We start from the raw sequence: 14,113 nt of genomic DNA on the forward strand, positions 1-14,113 counted from the left end.
CGCCACCTCTTTCCAGTCAGTGTCCTGACGCTCGACCTCGACGGTCTGAAGAAAGTGAATGATGAGGGCGGCCACGCTGTGGGTGACCGGTACCTGAAAGGCTTCGCACACGCGCTGCGGGCGACGTTGCGGCGTGAGGACAGCTTGTTCCGGGTCGGGGGTGATGAGTTTATGGCGATTTTGCCGCACACCAGGCCCCAGGGGTTTGAGGGCGTGCTGTTGCGAGTCCGGGAGGCAATAGCGGAGGTCCGCGTCAGTGGCTTCGACCGGGCGGACGTGAGCGCCGGCATCGCGGCGTACCCGGTCGAGGCCGGCACCCTGGATGAACTCATGCGATTGAGTGATGAACGGATGTACCAGGACAAACGCCAGCACCACCGTGAGCAAGCTGAGCGGGCAGCGCTCTAGCAGGACTTTGTCACTTCTGCTGTCTAAATGGCTCAGAACCGATTGTCAGTATGGTTTCGGCAACCCGAAGACGCTCGGCGATCTGTGGACCAACGCCTATGAGGACGTTGTGGTGGTTTTCACAGAGCAACCACTGAAAGTCTTTGGCAACACTAGACCTCCTGCGAAAGTCATGCTGTCGTTGAGTTCGAGTGATTACACAGCGCCGCGATGAGATTGACGCGCAAGGAGAAGCGTCGTCTCCGGTGACGGTAGACGTCCTTGAGCACGCGAAATATCTTCAACTGTCGGATGACATGTTCCACCCGCAAGCGGGTGGAGGCCAGTACACGGTTCTCCTGTCGCTCTTCTGAAGTCAGCGGATTTGCTTTCGAGTCCTTATGCGGCGTGATGGAGTGACCATGATCGTGCCAGATTCCCTGATAACCGGCATCGCCAATCAACGCCGTCTCGCGATGAACTCGCACGCCTGAGTGCCGAAAGAGTGTGAGGTCATGCATGGAGCCGAAAACCGTGGCGACACACATGATCATGTGTGTCGCCACGTTGATGACCACCTGCGTTTTTAGGGTGTGGCGCTTTTTCTTGCCGCTGTACCATGCCCGCTGCTGTCTTGGGCAGAACGGCACCCGTATGGGGCCTGCCCGCTTTTTTTGGGCCGCTCACAAGGGGTTTCGGCCGCATCGATGGCGATGATCTGGAAGACATGCTCTGCTTCCTTCAGGACCTTCTTGCCAGGCAGTCGGAACTGCCCACTGGCCATCAGGGCCGCTTCGACGCGTTCCACCGTGCGTTGCACGGTGGTTTCGTGGACGCCCCAATCGTCGCCCAGGTGAGCAAACGTGCGGTATTCCCGCCAGAACTCCAGCGTCAGGAGGAGTTGCTCAGCGAGACTAAGTGCCGCAGGTCGCCCGGACTTCCTTTTGGTGTTTTCCCGTTCGACCAGGACGCTCTCCATCGCACAGAACGTTTCCGGGTAGATCCCAGTGCGCCGTTTGAAGCGCGTGCGGTTCATCTTCAGCGTGCGTTTCAGGCGCTCGTGGCTCATTCATGCAGTGTAGCGGCGCACTTTCGCAGGAGGTCTAATGTAGTATTCGAAGGCGAAAAGCTCTCGTAAGACAGCTTCGATGGCACCTGCGCGGCCTTCGAATACCCAGTAATTTCCATCGTGTTTCTGACGCCCCCAGTCTTCTGTCAGTAAATACACTTGCTCATCAGGCGGCACCAGCCAAAGCAAACGATAGCCTTTTGGCTCCTTCAAGTGAAGGGTGTACTGTTCACCCTTAAAGCCTTCCCAGAGCCAGAGGCGGTCTCGTCCCTGTGCGCCATAGCTGGTAAAGGCCTCAAGGATTCGGCTGAGGATGGTGCGGTAGCGGTTTGATCGCACGGCGACCATATCCTCTGCAGGCAGATGGAGTGCCTTCAGCGCAGCGGAAATTTCAGTCCGCATGCTTCATACAGTAAACCGCGCGAGAAGTGACAAAGTCCTACTAGCACTACTTAAACACGTATTTCCGCGGTGTAGACGGCATTCATGCGGGTCTGTCAGGCTAATGCATGACCGCTCCTCGGGAAAATGTTCTGTCCTTTCGGCGCTTCCTGCGTCCCTTCCAACGCGTGCTTGGACACGCTCGACGTCGGAAATGGTGCCCGCTGTCTCTGCGGGGCTTGATATCCCCACTTGAACGCATACGACGGTACGTTGCAGACGTGCTGGTAGCAAGAGCAGCGTCACCGAGCCGGTCGACATGCCCCCAGCACCTATCACCACCAGGCGGCGGGCGGAATGGCCGGGATTCCACCGTGCATCGCCAAGCAGGTGACCCGGCCCATCAGGAATCGAGAAGCACCCAGGTCGTTACGCCAGTAACATAAGCAGCATGAACCTGACCATTCACCAGACGTTCTTACCGCACACCGACCCGGACGCCTCCCTGGCCTTCTACCGCGACACCCTCGGCTTCGAGGTCCGGGGCGATGTCGAGTACGGCGGCCTGCACTGGATCACGGTCGGCTCCGCCGACCAGCCCGGGACGTCCATCGTCCTGTACCCGCCGACGGCGACGCCCGGCGTCACCGACGACGAGCGCCGGACCATCGCCGAGATGATGGCCAAGGGCAGCTACGCCACCCTGATCCTGGCCACCCCGGATCTCGATGCCACCTTCGAGGGGGTGCAGGCCAGCGACGCCGAAGTGGTTCAGGAACCGACCGTTCAACCCTACGGTGTGCGCGACTGCGCTTTGCGTGATCCGGCCGGCAACCTGATCCGCATTCAGGAGCGGTCCTGAGCGCGCTCGACCGATTGCTCGGGCGCTGGGCGTTCACCATGCACCACACGTCCCGCACCGAACCCATCAGCGGCCAGCTGCGCTACGAACGGGTGCTTGGCGGGGCGTTTGTGATGCAGCACTGGAGCGACGACCATCCCGACTTTCCCGATGCCCTGTCGCTGCTCTCGGAGACGCAGTCTCATTATTTCGACGTGCGGGGCATCGTCCGGATGTTCGACCTCAGGCTCGATGATGCCGGTTGGACGATGGTGCATCTGGAAAGAGACTTCTCCCAGCGCTTCAAGACGCGCTTTGAGGGTGCAGATGCTCTGCAGGGCACCGGGGAAGCCTCGTCCGACGGTGGAATCACCTGGCGGCCCGACTTCACGATCACCTCCCGACGCGTGCCCGAAGGGATCTAGAGGAAGCTGGCGGCAGAGCAAGACGCCGTGATCCACCCCAACAGGAGGAATCACCATGACGACCAAGACCAAAACAACAGCGAAGACAGCAGACCAATCATCCGTAGGCTTCACGGACGAGGAACGAGCGGCCATGAAGGTGCGTTCCAGCGAGCTGAAGGCGGAGAAGGGGCGCGGTTCGCGGGCCGCTAAGGGAGACGGGGAAAGCGAGGTGCTGGCCAAGATCGCCGAGATGGCAGACGCAGATCGCGTTCTGGGCGAGCAGCTCCACGCACTGATCCTGGCCAGCGCGCCGGTCCTGACCCCGAAGCTGTGGTACGGCATGCCTGCCTACGCCAGGGACGGCAAGATCGTCTGCTTCTTCCAGAGCGCCCAGAAGTTCAAGACAAGGTACGCGACGCTGGGCTTCAGCGACGCGGCCACACTCGATGAGGGCACGCTCTGGCCCACCACCTTCGCGCTGACGACACTCACTGCCGACGATGTGGCCAGAATCGGCGCCCTCGTGAAGCAGGCAGTGGGCTGAGAACAGCCATCATCTCCTGAGGTTGCTCGCTGCCCTGACGGTCCTTCTCTCCACCTTCTCTCTCGCCCTCCAGGCCACCACGACCAGCAACGCCAATCTCCGTAGCGGCCCCAGTGCCAGTGCGAAGGTCCTGACGATTATCCCCAGGTCCACCCTGGTGAATGTCGGCACCTGCACCGCCTGGTGCCCCGTCACTTTCAGCGGCAAGTAAGGCTACGTCTAGAAAACGGTCCTGGCGCTGAAGGCCCCGCTCATCCCAACGTTGCCAGTCACGACGTCCAGCAGCGGCACCTACACCAACGTGGACGGGCAGCAGATCCAGCGCCCTGTCATGGCCGATACCAAGCCCGAGGGCGCGTTCCCTCAGTTAAGAAGTTCCGCTCTCTTGACCGCGTACATTCGCCTATCTGCCAAGCTCAACACTGCCCGAGCATCCTCGCACTCATGCCGCCACGCAATCCCAATGGCTGCGCTGACGTCATCGACAAAAGGAATTTGCAGACGGTCCATCGCCCAGACGGAGAACGCTGCCGGCGACAGCACGCTGTGACACATCAGGACGACAAACTCATCGCCGCCCAGGCGGTAAACCTGAGCGCGTTCATGCGTCACACGCGAGAGCCAGACCCCGTACCCCCGCAGGAGCGAGTCGCCCAGCGCGTGCCCGAACTTGTCGTTCAGCGCTTTGAACCCATTCAGGTCGATGAAGACTACGACAAAGTCTTCGTGCGCCGCTTCCGCCGCTTCCGCATCTGCGTCAAAAGCACGTTGATTGCCCAGCCCAGTCAGCGGGTCGGTCAGGGCTGCGTGACGAAGGTTTGACAGTTGATCACTCAACTGGAGCTTCTCATTCAAGACGTCCAGGTACAGCAGTCTCAACCCAAGCATGGCCTGCACCGAAGCGAGCAAGGGTGCGGCTGGCGTCCATCCGAGCATGTAGTTCGGCGCACCCGGCAAAGGAACAGGCTTACCCTCTTCATATGAGGTGCCAGACCAACCCTGCAATGCCAAGGTTCCGTTCTCCTGACGCCACAGCGTCAGCCCCGTCAAGAACCTTGCACCAGTTGATCCAGGAGTTGCTGCTGGGACTCAGCAACCGCCAGGGTCAACAACAGCGCTTCATGCTCTGCTCGACTCCACATCTACTGATTTTACGTTGCGGCTACCCGCCTGAAGAAGTGGTACGTAGCTTCCATGAAGTCACGATGTATGGTCGGGTCTGGTGAGCGGCTTGAGTTGCGTCAGCAGCGCGGAAAGTCAACACGTTGAAACGGAGTACCGAAAACGCTTGTCAGATAGCTGCAAACAGCTTAAGCAACTCAGAGGCACCCCGGACGTCTTCTCAGACGATAGGGCGCTACTGCGATTATTCCAAGGAACTGATACTTCAACACCCACTGGCGCGTCACCTGCTCCCACCACGGCGGCGTGGCGAGCTGGTACCAAGGAAGACAAAAGCCCGCACTCCCTCTGCTGCTCGCGCTGACCATCCTCACTTCAGGCAGGTTGAGCATGGCAAGCTGATGACGGATGATTTTCTTTGACTGGGAATAGGATGGAGCGTGAGCGGGTGCTGGCGGTCTGAAATGACTGAAGTCATGCCACTCAGATACCGCTGAGCTGGAGAGGGAGAAAACGCGTGACGCAGCCCATGATCCTGACTGAAGCGACCCTCCAGGCCATTCTAGATTTGCAAGAACAGTCGCTCATCGTGGGCGACCCTGTCGTCAAGGTCGAACAAGAAGGTTATTTCAACGAGGTGACCTTGAACGTTCAGATGCCGCTGCCTTTGTTCCGCCTCAACAAAAACCTCGACTTGGTGTACCAGACACTAGAGGACACCAGCACCAAGACCTACAGGATCGTCGTCGAGGTCACGCCCTACGAGCCGCTCGGCTGGGACGAAGCGTGAGCGCGTCATGGCGGTCTGGAATGCTTAATCAATAGCTGCCGAAAGCCCCTTGTCAGTCCAGGCATGGCACCGTGAGGGCATGAAAAACCAGTTGGGTCACCTTCTTGAAACGGTCTGTCGCCGCTCGGCAACCCGGCAATGAGTCCATCCATGACGAGAAAAGGGATGATTCTGAATAGACAGGTCATGGATGCAGAAATTCCCGCAGTCGTGCGCCTGGCCGTCTTGCAGCGCGACGAAGCGCAATGCAGTGAATGCGGCACAACGAACACCCTTCGTTTTCAACACATCATCCCACCAGACCAGGGCGGTGCAGCGGTGCTGAAGAACCTACAGGTCCTGTGCGCCACCTGCGCGGCAAGAGTCGCGGCACAGTGAGCCGGTGAGGACGGTGAGCTGGTGACGCGCGTGCTGGCGGTCTGGAATACCTGAGCGGGACTGAGAGGGGACGTCAATGGATCACGATGAGCTGGTGAGGCCCGCTGACGCCGAAACAATCTGGTTGCAGATCGAGCATCTTCAGGACCAGGCTGAAGAGTTTGAGCTCCAACACATGGACCTCCGCCCTTGGGACTTCGAGCTCAAAGCCATTCGGGCAGAAAAAGAATGGCGACGGGAGCATGGGAGATGACGTGCTGCACTTCTGCCGCCCGCCTCAGCGCGGGCTTTTGCATGCCACGAGACTATATACAACTTGAATATCCTTGTATATATGCCTTGCTCAATCGTCTTCCACATGCAATTCGTCGAGCAAGCCTTCCCCTTCAGACGTCAGGGTGTAGCGCTGGACGTTCCCGTCGAGCTGCCCCTGATGACGCTTCAAAAACCCATGGTTGGCCAGCGTCTTGAGCGCCATCGTGATGCTGGACTTGTCGCACAGCCGCAGCCCTCGGCGGGTCGCCAGTTCTTCCAGCTCGAACCAGTGGCGCGGCGTTGCGGAGGCCACCGCCAGAAGCTGGTGCGCGACTGAGCCTGGCACAAAGCTGCGCCGCCCTCTGTCTCCAGGTTCCTGAAATTTGTCCCTCACGCCTGACCACCGCCTTTCTCTACTGTCTCACTCGAAGGAAGGGTCTCCCTGAAACGCTCTCCGGCGGGCGTAATGACATATGTCTGCGCTACGCCTCTCTTTCCATGACGAGCGATCAGCCCCTCAGCGAACAGCGCCTGCAGCGCGGTGTGCAAGCTCCGGCGACCAGAGAGGAGCAGCTGTTGGCTCGATGCCAGGAATTCCAGCCGTCTGCCGCTATAAGGCACTTCGGATGCGACCGCGAGGAGCTTCAAAGCGAGCGCCCACACTTCAGAAGAATGTGTTGCAGAGCCTTGGGCCTTAACACCCAAGCGTCACCAGCCCTCGGCAGACCAGCAGGCGGTCATTGCTCTCCCCCATTTCGTAGCCGTCTGGGTGCTCGATGTCGCTGCGGGCCGCCCCCACCCGCACCACCCGGCAAAGCGCGTTGTACAGCCTGACCACGTCTCCGACTTCCAGCGGCTTCACCAGCGCTTTTTGTTCCCTGGCCGCGCGCGGCACCGGCTCTTTGGCCAGCTCAACACCGGGCAGCTCGACGTCCTTGTTCTGGCGCATCAGGTGCGTGAAGAAGCCGCCGGGATTACTGATGATGGTGTGCTGCGCCAGGCGCTTCATGTCCCGCAGCCGCTGCGTGACCAGCTCGATCGGGTTGCGGTACTTCACCACCGCCTTGAGCGCCGTCGTCGGGCTGACCTGCGCGGCCACCGCCGCCGCCACCACCGGCTGCAGCTCCGCTGGCAGGAAGGTCTCCGCCGCCGCTCTCTCCACGTCTGGGAGGGCCAAATTGTTACTGTCCGCATGTATCTGTTTCTTTTGTTCTTTTACGATCGTCAAATACATGTGGACAGCATCCGGGACAGCAACGACAGGCAGGGCTGCGATGACCCGTCTCAGGGTTCGGCCATTCATGGCGGGCAGGGCCTGGTAGGCCTCACAGCGGTCGATGCCGAGCAGGTCGAACATGACCTGGGCGATGTCGTAGGCGGTGGTACAGGCCTTAAGTTGCTCGCGGGCCTGGGCAAAACGAACGTCAAGCGCGGGTTCGGTGCTCACGGTGGATCTCCGGGCAGGTGCCTCAGATATGCCAAATCCGCTCTGGTCTGTTGACCAGAGACGCGCACACGGGTAAAGTGTGGCGTAGGCGAAGGCCTTCTACCCGGCCAGGTAGAAAACAATTCGAAGTTTTCTCGATGGACACCCTCTGCGAACAACAGGCTCGTTACCTGCGCGGGGGGTGTTCCCTTTGGCCTCTTGCTCGGTGGCCTCCGGGGTGAGTGAATCATAACAGGAATTTTGGCGGGAGCGGGAAGTGGTGTTTGAGCGGGTCGAGGTCAGGTCGCGGGCCGCGCTGCCCATTTGCCTGATGCGCCCCTCAGATGCTCCGATGTGAGGTGTAACGCGTGGCTCTCTGGGCAATCAAGCAAAACCCCAGCACAACGGCTGGGGCAAGTAGAGAGAAGGTCTGCGAATTACTGACGCTGAGGGTCTACGTGAACAACGGGAGGCTGCTTCCGGTTCAGGCCAGCCAAGCCAGCCAGACCGAGGAGGCCAAGCCAGCCGTAGTCGAAACCCTTGTCATTGTTGTTGGTGTCTGTCGTGTTGGTGGTCGTAGTGTCTGTTGCAGCCGGTGTCGTGGTGTCTGTGCTTGTCGTGTCCTGGGCATAAGCAGACAATGGCGCAAGGGCAAAAGCCAGCACCACCAGCGTCGTTTTCGTCAAATTCTTCATGCCCTCAGCATGACTGAAGGCGAAGAGCAGCACCCGTCAGCTGCATGAGCCTGGCTTTACAAACGGAAGCTTTCGACGTGAGGTGGAATGATGAAGCGCTCAACCCGGCCCGATCGGGGGACCAGTGTCACACCACCGATTTGCGCTAATAAATTAGAGTCAGACTCCCTTTGATAATGGCCGCTGCCCAGTAGCAAGCCTGAGCCGGTGCGTACTGGGGCAGCTGCTCAGGTTTGCTGAGGCGCGATCTGTGAGAAATGCCCTCCTACTTCTAGTTTTCTAAGAAGCACTTCGATGTGTACGTGGCGGAAAGCCCGTTGGTGCCTCCCTTCAGACAGATTGCCAGGCAGCAGCTACTTGGGGAGGGTGAAGCCGAAGGTGGCACCTTGGCCGACTTCGCCCTGAGCAAACATCGTTCCATTGAGACGGGTGATGATTCGCCGGGCAGTGGCCAAGCTGACCCCCACCCCCTCGAATTCTTCCTGACGATGAAGCCGCTGGAAGACGACGAACAATTTGTCCTGGTAACGCGGATCAAAGCCGACGCCATTGTCACGCACGAACACCGCCCACTCCCGTTCGCGCTCCTCGGCCCAGATCTCTACCACGGGGCGCGGCTGTGTCCGGCTGAACTTGACAGCGTTCTCCAGCAGCGTCGACATGACGCGCCGCAGCAGACTGACATCACCCGTCACCAGCGGCAAGGAGCCGATCCTCCATTCAACCTGCGAGTGTGCGCTGTTCGCTTCCAGCTCTGCGCGCCCCGCCGTGACGAGTTTGCCTAAGTCCACGAGCCCAGCCTGGACCGGCTGACGGGACGTGCGCGAGAGGTCAAGCATCGCGTCGATCAAGGCGTTGAGTTGAGCAGCCGCGTCGTCAATGATCTGGAGGTAACGCTGAGCTTTCGGGCCTAAGGGAACTTCCGGTGACTTGCGCAGCAGTGCCATGAAACTAAAGATGTGGCGCACCGGAGTCCGCAGATCGTGCGAGACCGAGTAGGTGAAGGCTTCGAGTTCCTCATTGGTGGCCTGCAGGACTTTGGCTTGGGATTCAAAGGCGTCTCGCTGTGCCTTGAGCTGCTGGGCCTGCATCGTCCGTTCCAGCGCCAGTTCGAGGCTGTGCGACGTCGTTTGCAACACAGCTCGGTCCGTCGCACTCCAGGCGTGCTGCTCGAACAGTCCCACACTGAAGATGCCCACCACCGAGCCGCTTACGGCCACCGGCAAGGTCGCGATCGTCAGCAACTGACCGGCCAGTGCTGGGCTGAGGTCGTCGGCCGGATCGTAGTCTTCCTGAAAGAACGGCGTTCCTGTCTTGTAAGGCCGGTCAAGCACCGGTGTTTGACCCACAGGAAGCCCACCTTCGATCGCCTGCTGCAAGGTCGAGGGCCTGACTTCACCAACCTGTAGGGCCAAGTGCCAGGTCGAGCCGTCGATACGCCAGTAGGTGCTGTACCCCGGCGGCAGCAGGGAGGCGATGACTTGCAGCGCCCGCTCAACTACGTCCAGCGGCTCGCTGGACAGCACCAGATCACGGGTCAACTCGGCGAAGCTCTCCAGCGCCCGGGTCCGGGCCTGGAGCTCGGTGTTCTGCTGCTTGAGCTGCCGGGCCGTTTCCGTGCGTTCGATGGCCAGTTCGAGGCTGCGCCCCACTGCCCGGAACACACCTTGCTCCTGCACAGACCAGGAGGGAGTGTTCCTAAGCCCGATCCCAAACATCGCCATCGGCCGCTTGTCCACGAACAGCGGGTACGTTCCGATGGTGCGGTAGACCTCGGCCTGCTCAAGGCCGGCTTCCCTGGAATCCCAGCCGTCAACGAACACCGGCAGGGTGCTGCGCAACGGCTCGGCGAAGACCTGTGTGTCCAGGGGGATGCCTCCCTGAAGGAAGAGCAGTACCGCCGGATCGGCGTTCAAGTCGTCACTGTGAACCTTGAGTTTCCACAAGTCTTGTTCGAGGGCGTAGTAGCCACTGCTGCACTCGGGGAACACCACGTTGAGGACGTCCACAGCCCGCTGAGCGAGAGTGAGGACGTCAGTCTCGGTGCCGGCTTCCTCGGTGAAGTTGACGAACGCTTTGAGGGCCGTCCGTTCCATCTCCAGCTGCCGGGTGCGTTCCTCGACTTGGTCTTCGAGTGTCACAGTGGCCTTCGCACGCCCAAGCGCGACAGCGCACTGAGCCGACAGGATCCTCAAGAAACGCTGCTCGGCGGACGTGAAGTGATGGGGTTCCTTAAAGTCCAGCACGATGACCCCGAGTGGGCGGTGATCCAGGAACATCGGCAGCGTCGCGTTCGCGACCGCTGCCAGCGCCCCGGTCCGGCTCTCGATCTCGGGGTAGGCTTGCTTGAGTGCACCTGCATGCTCGAAGTACAGCGCCTCGTGCATGCGCAGGATGTCCGCGATCAGTTGGTGATCTTCAATCGGTCCTTCCTGCCAGATGGTGCGCGTGACGTCTTCGTAGCCCTGGCTCCCGGCGATCTTCATCTGCTGGTCGGTGCTGTCCACCAGCAACACGATCCCGGCCACGGCCCCGAGCGCCTGCACGGCCGGCGTGAGAATGATCTCGATCACTTCCCGCTGGGTACTGGTCGCCGCCAGCGCCTCAGTGATCTCCTGGAGGTAGATCGAGAGCTGGTCAAGTGACCTGAGATCGGCGTCGAGCGGGGAGGTCATACTTCACGATAGACGTATCGAATGGTCAGGGCCTTGGGCAAGCCTGTAGTGTTGGGTCGTGCATAAACAAGTGTTTGTGCACGACTCACACTACCCTTTCGATTTGATAAGGGAGATTAGCAAATACGAGATGCGCTCCGAGCGGCTGATGAGGGAGAAGTCAAAACAAAAACGGTTATGGTTCCTCACCGACCCAGGCTAGCTATCCTGTCACCATGTCTACCCGATCTGAAGCCAAGCGGACGCTGCAGCGTCTGGAGGATGATTCTGGTGCCCTGACCAATGAACTGGCGTCGGCGCACCGTACTGGCCTCCCTCGCGCGCACCTCGAGGAACTGGAACACAAATTGGCGGCGGCTCGTCAAGCTGCCGACGACGCCGCTGAGCCGGGTGGAATCGAACATGCTGAGCGTCAGGAAGAGGCCCGAGAGAAGCAAAAGGGACGGACAGCCGAGCGCCAGACGCGACGATAAATGACGACCCTCTACTGAGGTGTTGCTGCCTTGCGCTTCTCCTCTCCTCATTCCTTTATACGCAACCGTTGACGGCCCTGGGGGATTCGATACCTCCCAGGGCCTTTCACCACTTTTTAGAGACAGATAGCTAAGCTAGCTTGCTAGCTTTACTGCATTATTAGCCACGCTAGTTATATAGTTCAGCTATGCGAAGCCTTGCATTGACCAGCACCAAGGGCGGCGTGGGGAAATCCACGCTGGCGTTCAACCTCTCAGGCGCACTCGCCGGGCATCTCCAGCCGCTTGTCCTTGTCGATGAGGACATCCGCATTCACACCTGCCTTACCTGGGCGGGATCGACCGTCGCGGGCCTAGACCTGAACTTCCGGACGGTCTCTCCGGCTCAGGCCAGCGCGGCCACCCAAGACGCGGCCATGCTGGTGGTGGACACCGAGGGGCGGCCCGAGCTGCCTGATCTGGTGGCCCTGACCGGGAACTTTGACCGGGTGCTCATCCCCTGCGGGGTGTCCGGCGTGGAAGTGAACTCGACCATCGAGCTGTGGGAGCTGCTCGGTCAGGCCGGTGCAGATCTGAGCCGGGTGCGGGTCGTCATCACGAAAGCGCCGCCGGTCGGCACGCTGGGGCAGCAGGCACGTGAGGCGCTGCGCGAGCTGGGCGTGTCGGCCTGCGAGTCGGTGGTGCGGAATTACGCGGCGCACCAGCGGGCCGCCGAGTTAGGCATGCTGGTGAGGGATGTGCCGGACAAGCGGGCGCTTAGCGCCTGGGCAGATATTGAGGCGCTGGCCTCGGAGGTGTTGGCATGAGCAGATTCGATTACACAAAGAACCGGGCGACGGCGGTGCTGCCGGAAGCCGCGCCAGTTCCTGTGCCCGTTGCGACCCCCGCACCAGAGCCAGAGCGTGAGCAACTCAATGTCCGGGTATCGTCGGCGGCAAAGAAGCGCTTTGCGGCAGTCGCGGCACTGGAGGGCGAGACGATGACCAGCTTGCTCGAACGGATGATGACCGAGTATGCCGACTCCAAGCTAGCTGAGCTAGTTAGATAGCTAGATAGCTTAGCTAGCTAAGTAGTTAAACTAGATTAGTAGCTGAGCTGCTTTTCTATCTTTCCTTAAAAAAGCGCCGAACGACGTCTGGGGGCCGTTCGGCGCTTTCTCGTTTACGCATGGAAGCCAGTAGGGGAGGGGAGAGGCTTAGCCACAGGCTTGAGTAGGGGCTTGTGGCTAAGTCTTTTGGTGGTTGGTCAGCGCTGTTTCGACTGGATGACGATCTCTAGGCCGAGGGCATCGAGGATGGCAGGCTGCGCTGCTTAAGGTGTGTCCTAGTCATCGTGCTCCTGAGGCGTTTCGCCAGCTCGCTCTGCGGCATCCCCTTTCCCAAGCTACGGGGCGAGCGTCAGGGGCAGACCTCTCCTCTTGTTGAATGCGGGCCACGGTCACTTTTTGTTGTCCGCCTTGCCTGGAAACAGTTCGGGTCAGTATGGCCTTCGTGATGTCCGATTCAGGTGCCCGCAAGTTCCTTGTGCTTATCTTGAGGAGTAATGATCCCCGAATCCGCCCTTCACCTACCTATCCAAGATCCATATGGCGAGGCGGTTCGGAGGCGGTTGTATGTCGCCGCGGTGTGCTGCGGTTTGCTGCTGATGGGATTCGGCATTGCCTTGCAGCGACTCCTGAACTTGCAAGAACCTTACCTGCTCTACGTCGCGCCGCCGCTCTTCGTCCTGGGCCTGTTCAATCTATGGTGGCTGCTGACCAAGCGGTCGCTGCTGATCGCTGAGCTGGCCGGGATTGGGGTGTTGGCCACCGCGACGATCATCCACGTGGTCCTGGTCAGCCTGGGGCCGCAGGTGCAAAGCGCTTACCCCAATAGCGGCCCCTACTGGGCCTTGGTCTGCGTGTGCATCCTGGCCTTTCTGACGCTGCCGCCGCGCCGCGCTGCCGGGTTCAATCTGGCCTTCGTGGTCCTGGTCCTCCTACTCCCCTGGGTCTTGCCGGGAAGTTACGTCAGCCGCTACGCCGCCGGTCTCCTGCGGGTGCAGTTCAATGCCGTGATCGTGGTCGTGCTGATCTGGGGCCTGGCGTGGTTTCGCAGCCAGTACGCCAGCCAGACGGATACTCAGGAATTGCTGCGCCAGATGGCCTTCACGGACGCCCTGACCCGGCTTCCCAATCGTCATGCCGTTTATCCGGCGGTGGAGGCGCTGCTAGCAGACGCAGCGCAAGGTCAAAACGGCTCCATCTTTCTGGTTGACCTTGATCATTTCAAGCGGATCAATGACCAGTACGGTCACGGCGTGGGCGATGAGGTCCTGATCGCAGCGGGGCAGGTGCTGCTCAACTGCGTCACTGAAGTCGGCGCGAGGCCCCCCACGGTGGGGCGCTGGGGCGGCGAGGAATTCATCGTGGTGATGCCGGGGACGACGCCTGAACGCGCGCGCCTTCGAGCCGAGCAGCTGCTCTCGGAGTTTCGCGCCTGGCCGTGGCCACACGGCTTGAAGGTCACGGTGAGTATCGGTTCGAGCAGTGTCCGGCGTGGCGAGGCGTTCAGTGCTTTGCTGGCCCGCGCTGATCGAGCCCTGTATGCGGCCAAATCGGCTGGCCGCGATCGGGCTGTGGTCTACGGTGGTGTGGTTCCCGTCTCTCCACGCCTGAAACTGACCTAAGGA

General features: G+C 60.4%; 19 protein-coding genes and 1 pseudogene. 12 read left to right on the forward strand and 8 right to left on the reverse strand.

Annotation, left to right across the window (positions count from 1 at the left end; genetic code table 11):
• A partial coding sequence (locus GUI70_RS18860; protein WP_161883867.1) for a GGDEF domain-containing protein occupies window positions 1-408 on the forward strand: 408 nt, incomplete at its 5' end.
• 170 nt (window positions 409-578) lie between these two features.
• Here GUI70_RS18860 and GUI70_RS24520 read toward each other — a convergent pair.
• Genes GUI70_RS24520 through GUI70_RS18870 form a run of 3 tightly spaced genes read right to left on the reverse strand, consistent with a single transcriptional unit; the run spans window position 579 to window position 1,858 of the window.
• The gene (locus tag GUI70_RS24520; protein WP_237725035.1) at window positions 579-1,037 is read right to left on the reverse strand and encodes a transposase family protein; all 459 of its coding nucleotides are present in this window, start codon (window positions 1,035-1,037) and stop codon (window positions 579-581) included.
• Window positions 974-1,456 (reverse strand): transposase family protein, encoded by a 483-nt coding sequence (locus tag GUI70_RS24525; RefSeq protein WP_237725036.1) that lies wholly within the window; start codon window positions 1,454-1,456, stop codon window positions 974-976. Before GUI70_RS24525 ends, GUI70_RS24520 begins: the two co-directional genes overlap by 64 nt.
• A complete protein-coding gene (locus GUI70_RS18870) occupies window positions 1,457-1,858 on the reverse strand; it encodes a DUF6756 family protein (RefSeq protein ID WP_202630522.1) in 402 nt (133 codons plus the stop codon).
• A gap of 107 nt (window positions 1,859-1,965) precedes the next feature.
• Here GUI70_RS18870 and GUI70_RS26070 point away from each other — a divergent pair.
• The 5 genes and pseudogenes from GUI70_RS26070 to GUI70_RS18890 all read left to right on the forward strand — a co-directional run.
• A pseudogene (locus GUI70_RS26070) lies at window positions 1,966-2,097 on the forward strand (IS701 family transposase); the annotation flags it as partial.
• A 191-nt stretch (window positions 2,098-2,288) separates the two neighbouring features.
• Window positions 2,289-2,699, forward strand: coding sequence for a VOC family protein (locus GUI70_RS18875; RefSeq protein WP_161883868.1), 411 nt, complete (start codon window positions 2,289-2,291; stop codon window positions 2,697-2,699).
• Window positions 2,700-2,737: 38 nt separating this feature from the next.
• Window positions 2,738-3,103: a hypothetical protein gene (locus GUI70_RS18880; RefSeq protein ID WP_161883869.1), complete on the forward strand. Its 366-nt coding sequence runs from the start codon at window positions 2,738-2,740 to the stop codon at window positions 3,101-3,103.
• Window positions 3,104-3,158: 55 nt separating this feature from the next.
• A complete protein-coding gene (locus GUI70_RS18885; RefSeq protein WP_161883870.1) occupies window positions 3,159-3,629 on the forward strand; it encodes an iron chaperone in 471 nt (156 codons plus the stop codon).
• A 22-nt stretch (window positions 3,630-3,651) separates the two neighbouring features.
• A complete protein-coding gene (locus GUI70_RS18890; protein WP_161883871.1) occupies window positions 3,652-3,840 on the forward strand; it encodes an SH3 domain-containing protein in 189 nt (62 codons plus the stop codon).
• 152 nt (window positions 3,841-3,992) lie between these two features.
• Here GUI70_RS18890 and GUI70_RS18895 read toward each other — a convergent pair whose 3' ends face one another.
• Window positions 3,993-4,679 (reverse strand): GGDEF domain-containing protein, encoded by a 687-nt coding sequence (locus tag GUI70_RS18895; protein ID WP_161883872.1) that lies wholly within the window; start codon window positions 4,677-4,679, stop codon window positions 3,993-3,995.
• 589 nt (window positions 4,680-5,268) lie between these two features.
• Here GUI70_RS18895 and GUI70_RS18900 point away from each other — a divergent pair.
• Complete coding sequence (locus GUI70_RS18900; RefSeq protein WP_161883873.1) at window positions 5,269-5,541, forward strand: hypothetical protein; 273 nt, start codon at window positions 5,269-5,271, stop codon at window positions 5,539-5,541.
• Between the two features lie 150 nt (window positions 5,542-5,691).
• Complete coding sequence (locus tag GUI70_RS18905) at window positions 5,692-5,919, forward strand: HNH endonuclease (RefSeq protein ID WP_161883874.1); 228 nt, start codon at window positions 5,692-5,694, stop codon at window positions 5,917-5,919.
• A 343-nt stretch (window positions 5,920-6,262) separates the two neighbouring features.
• On the opposite strand, the gene GUI70_RS18910 is transcribed toward GUI70_RS18905, so the two are convergent.
• The 4 genes from GUI70_RS18910 to GUI70_RS18925 all read right to left on the reverse strand — a co-directional run bounded on the left by GUI70_RS18910 (window position 6,263) and on the right by GUI70_RS18925 (window position 10,970).
• Window positions 6,263-6,520: a helix-turn-helix domain-containing protein gene (locus GUI70_RS18910; RefSeq protein WP_161883875.1), complete on the reverse strand. Its 258-nt coding sequence runs from the start codon at window positions 6,518-6,520 to the stop codon at window positions 6,263-6,265.
• A gap of 348 nt (window positions 6,521-6,868) precedes the next feature.
• Window positions 6,869-7,621, reverse strand: a complete 753-nt coding sequence (locus GUI70_RS18915; protein WP_161883876.1) for a hypothetical protein — start codon at window positions 7,619-7,621, stop codon at window positions 6,869-6,871.
• 416 nt (window positions 7,622-8,037) lie between these two features.
• Window positions 8,038-8,328 (reverse strand): WGxxGxxG family protein, encoded by a 291-nt coding sequence (locus GUI70_RS18920; protein ID WP_438503500.1) that lies wholly within the window; start codon window positions 8,326-8,328, stop codon window positions 8,038-8,040.
• A gap of 320 nt (window positions 8,329-8,648) precedes the next feature.
• Window positions 8,649-10,970: a GAF domain-containing protein gene (locus tag GUI70_RS18925; protein ID WP_161883877.1), complete on the reverse strand. Its 2,322-nt coding sequence runs from the start codon at window positions 10,968-10,970 to the stop codon at window positions 8,649-8,651.
• Window positions 10,971-11,185: 215 nt separating this feature from the next.
• Here GUI70_RS18925 and GUI70_RS18930 point away from each other — a divergent pair, with 215 nt between their 5' ends.
• The 4 genes from GUI70_RS18930 to GUI70_RS18945 all read left to right on the forward strand — a co-directional run bounded on the left by GUI70_RS18930 (window position 11,186) and on the right by GUI70_RS18945 (window position 14,110).
• Window positions 11,186-11,443 carry a hypothetical protein gene (locus GUI70_RS18930; protein WP_161883878.1) on the forward strand — a complete coding sequence of 86 codons (258 nt, stop codon included), beginning with the start codon at window positions 11,186-11,188 and terminating at the stop codon, window positions 11,441-11,443.
• 188 nt (window positions 11,444-11,631) lie between these two features.
• The gene (locus GUI70_RS18935; RefSeq protein ID WP_161883879.1) at window positions 11,632-12,249 is read left to right on the forward strand and encodes a nucleotide-binding protein; all 618 of its coding nucleotides are present in this window, start codon (window positions 11,632-11,634) and stop codon (window positions 12,247-12,249) included.
• Window positions 12,246-12,491 carry a hypothetical protein gene (locus tag GUI70_RS18940; RefSeq protein ID WP_161883880.1) on the forward strand — a complete coding sequence of 82 codons (246 nt, stop codon included), beginning with the start codon at window positions 12,246-12,248 and terminating at the stop codon, window positions 12,489-12,491. Before GUI70_RS18935 ends, GUI70_RS18940 begins: the two co-directional genes overlap by 4 nt.
• 560 nt (window positions 12,492-13,051) lie before the next feature.
• Window positions 13,052-14,110: a GGDEF domain-containing protein gene (locus GUI70_RS18945; RefSeq protein WP_161883881.1), complete on the forward strand. Its 1,059-nt coding sequence runs from the start codon at window positions 13,052-13,054 to the stop codon at window positions 14,108-14,110.
• The last annotated feature ends 3 nt before the right edge of the window (window positions 14,111-14,113 follow it).

Origin of the sequence: Deinococcus alpinitundrae (assembly GCF_009982895.1) — a bacterium.
Taxonomy (GTDB): domain Bacteria; phylum Deinococcota; class Deinococci; order Deinococcales; family Deinococcaceae; genus Deinococcus; species Deinococcus alpinitundrae.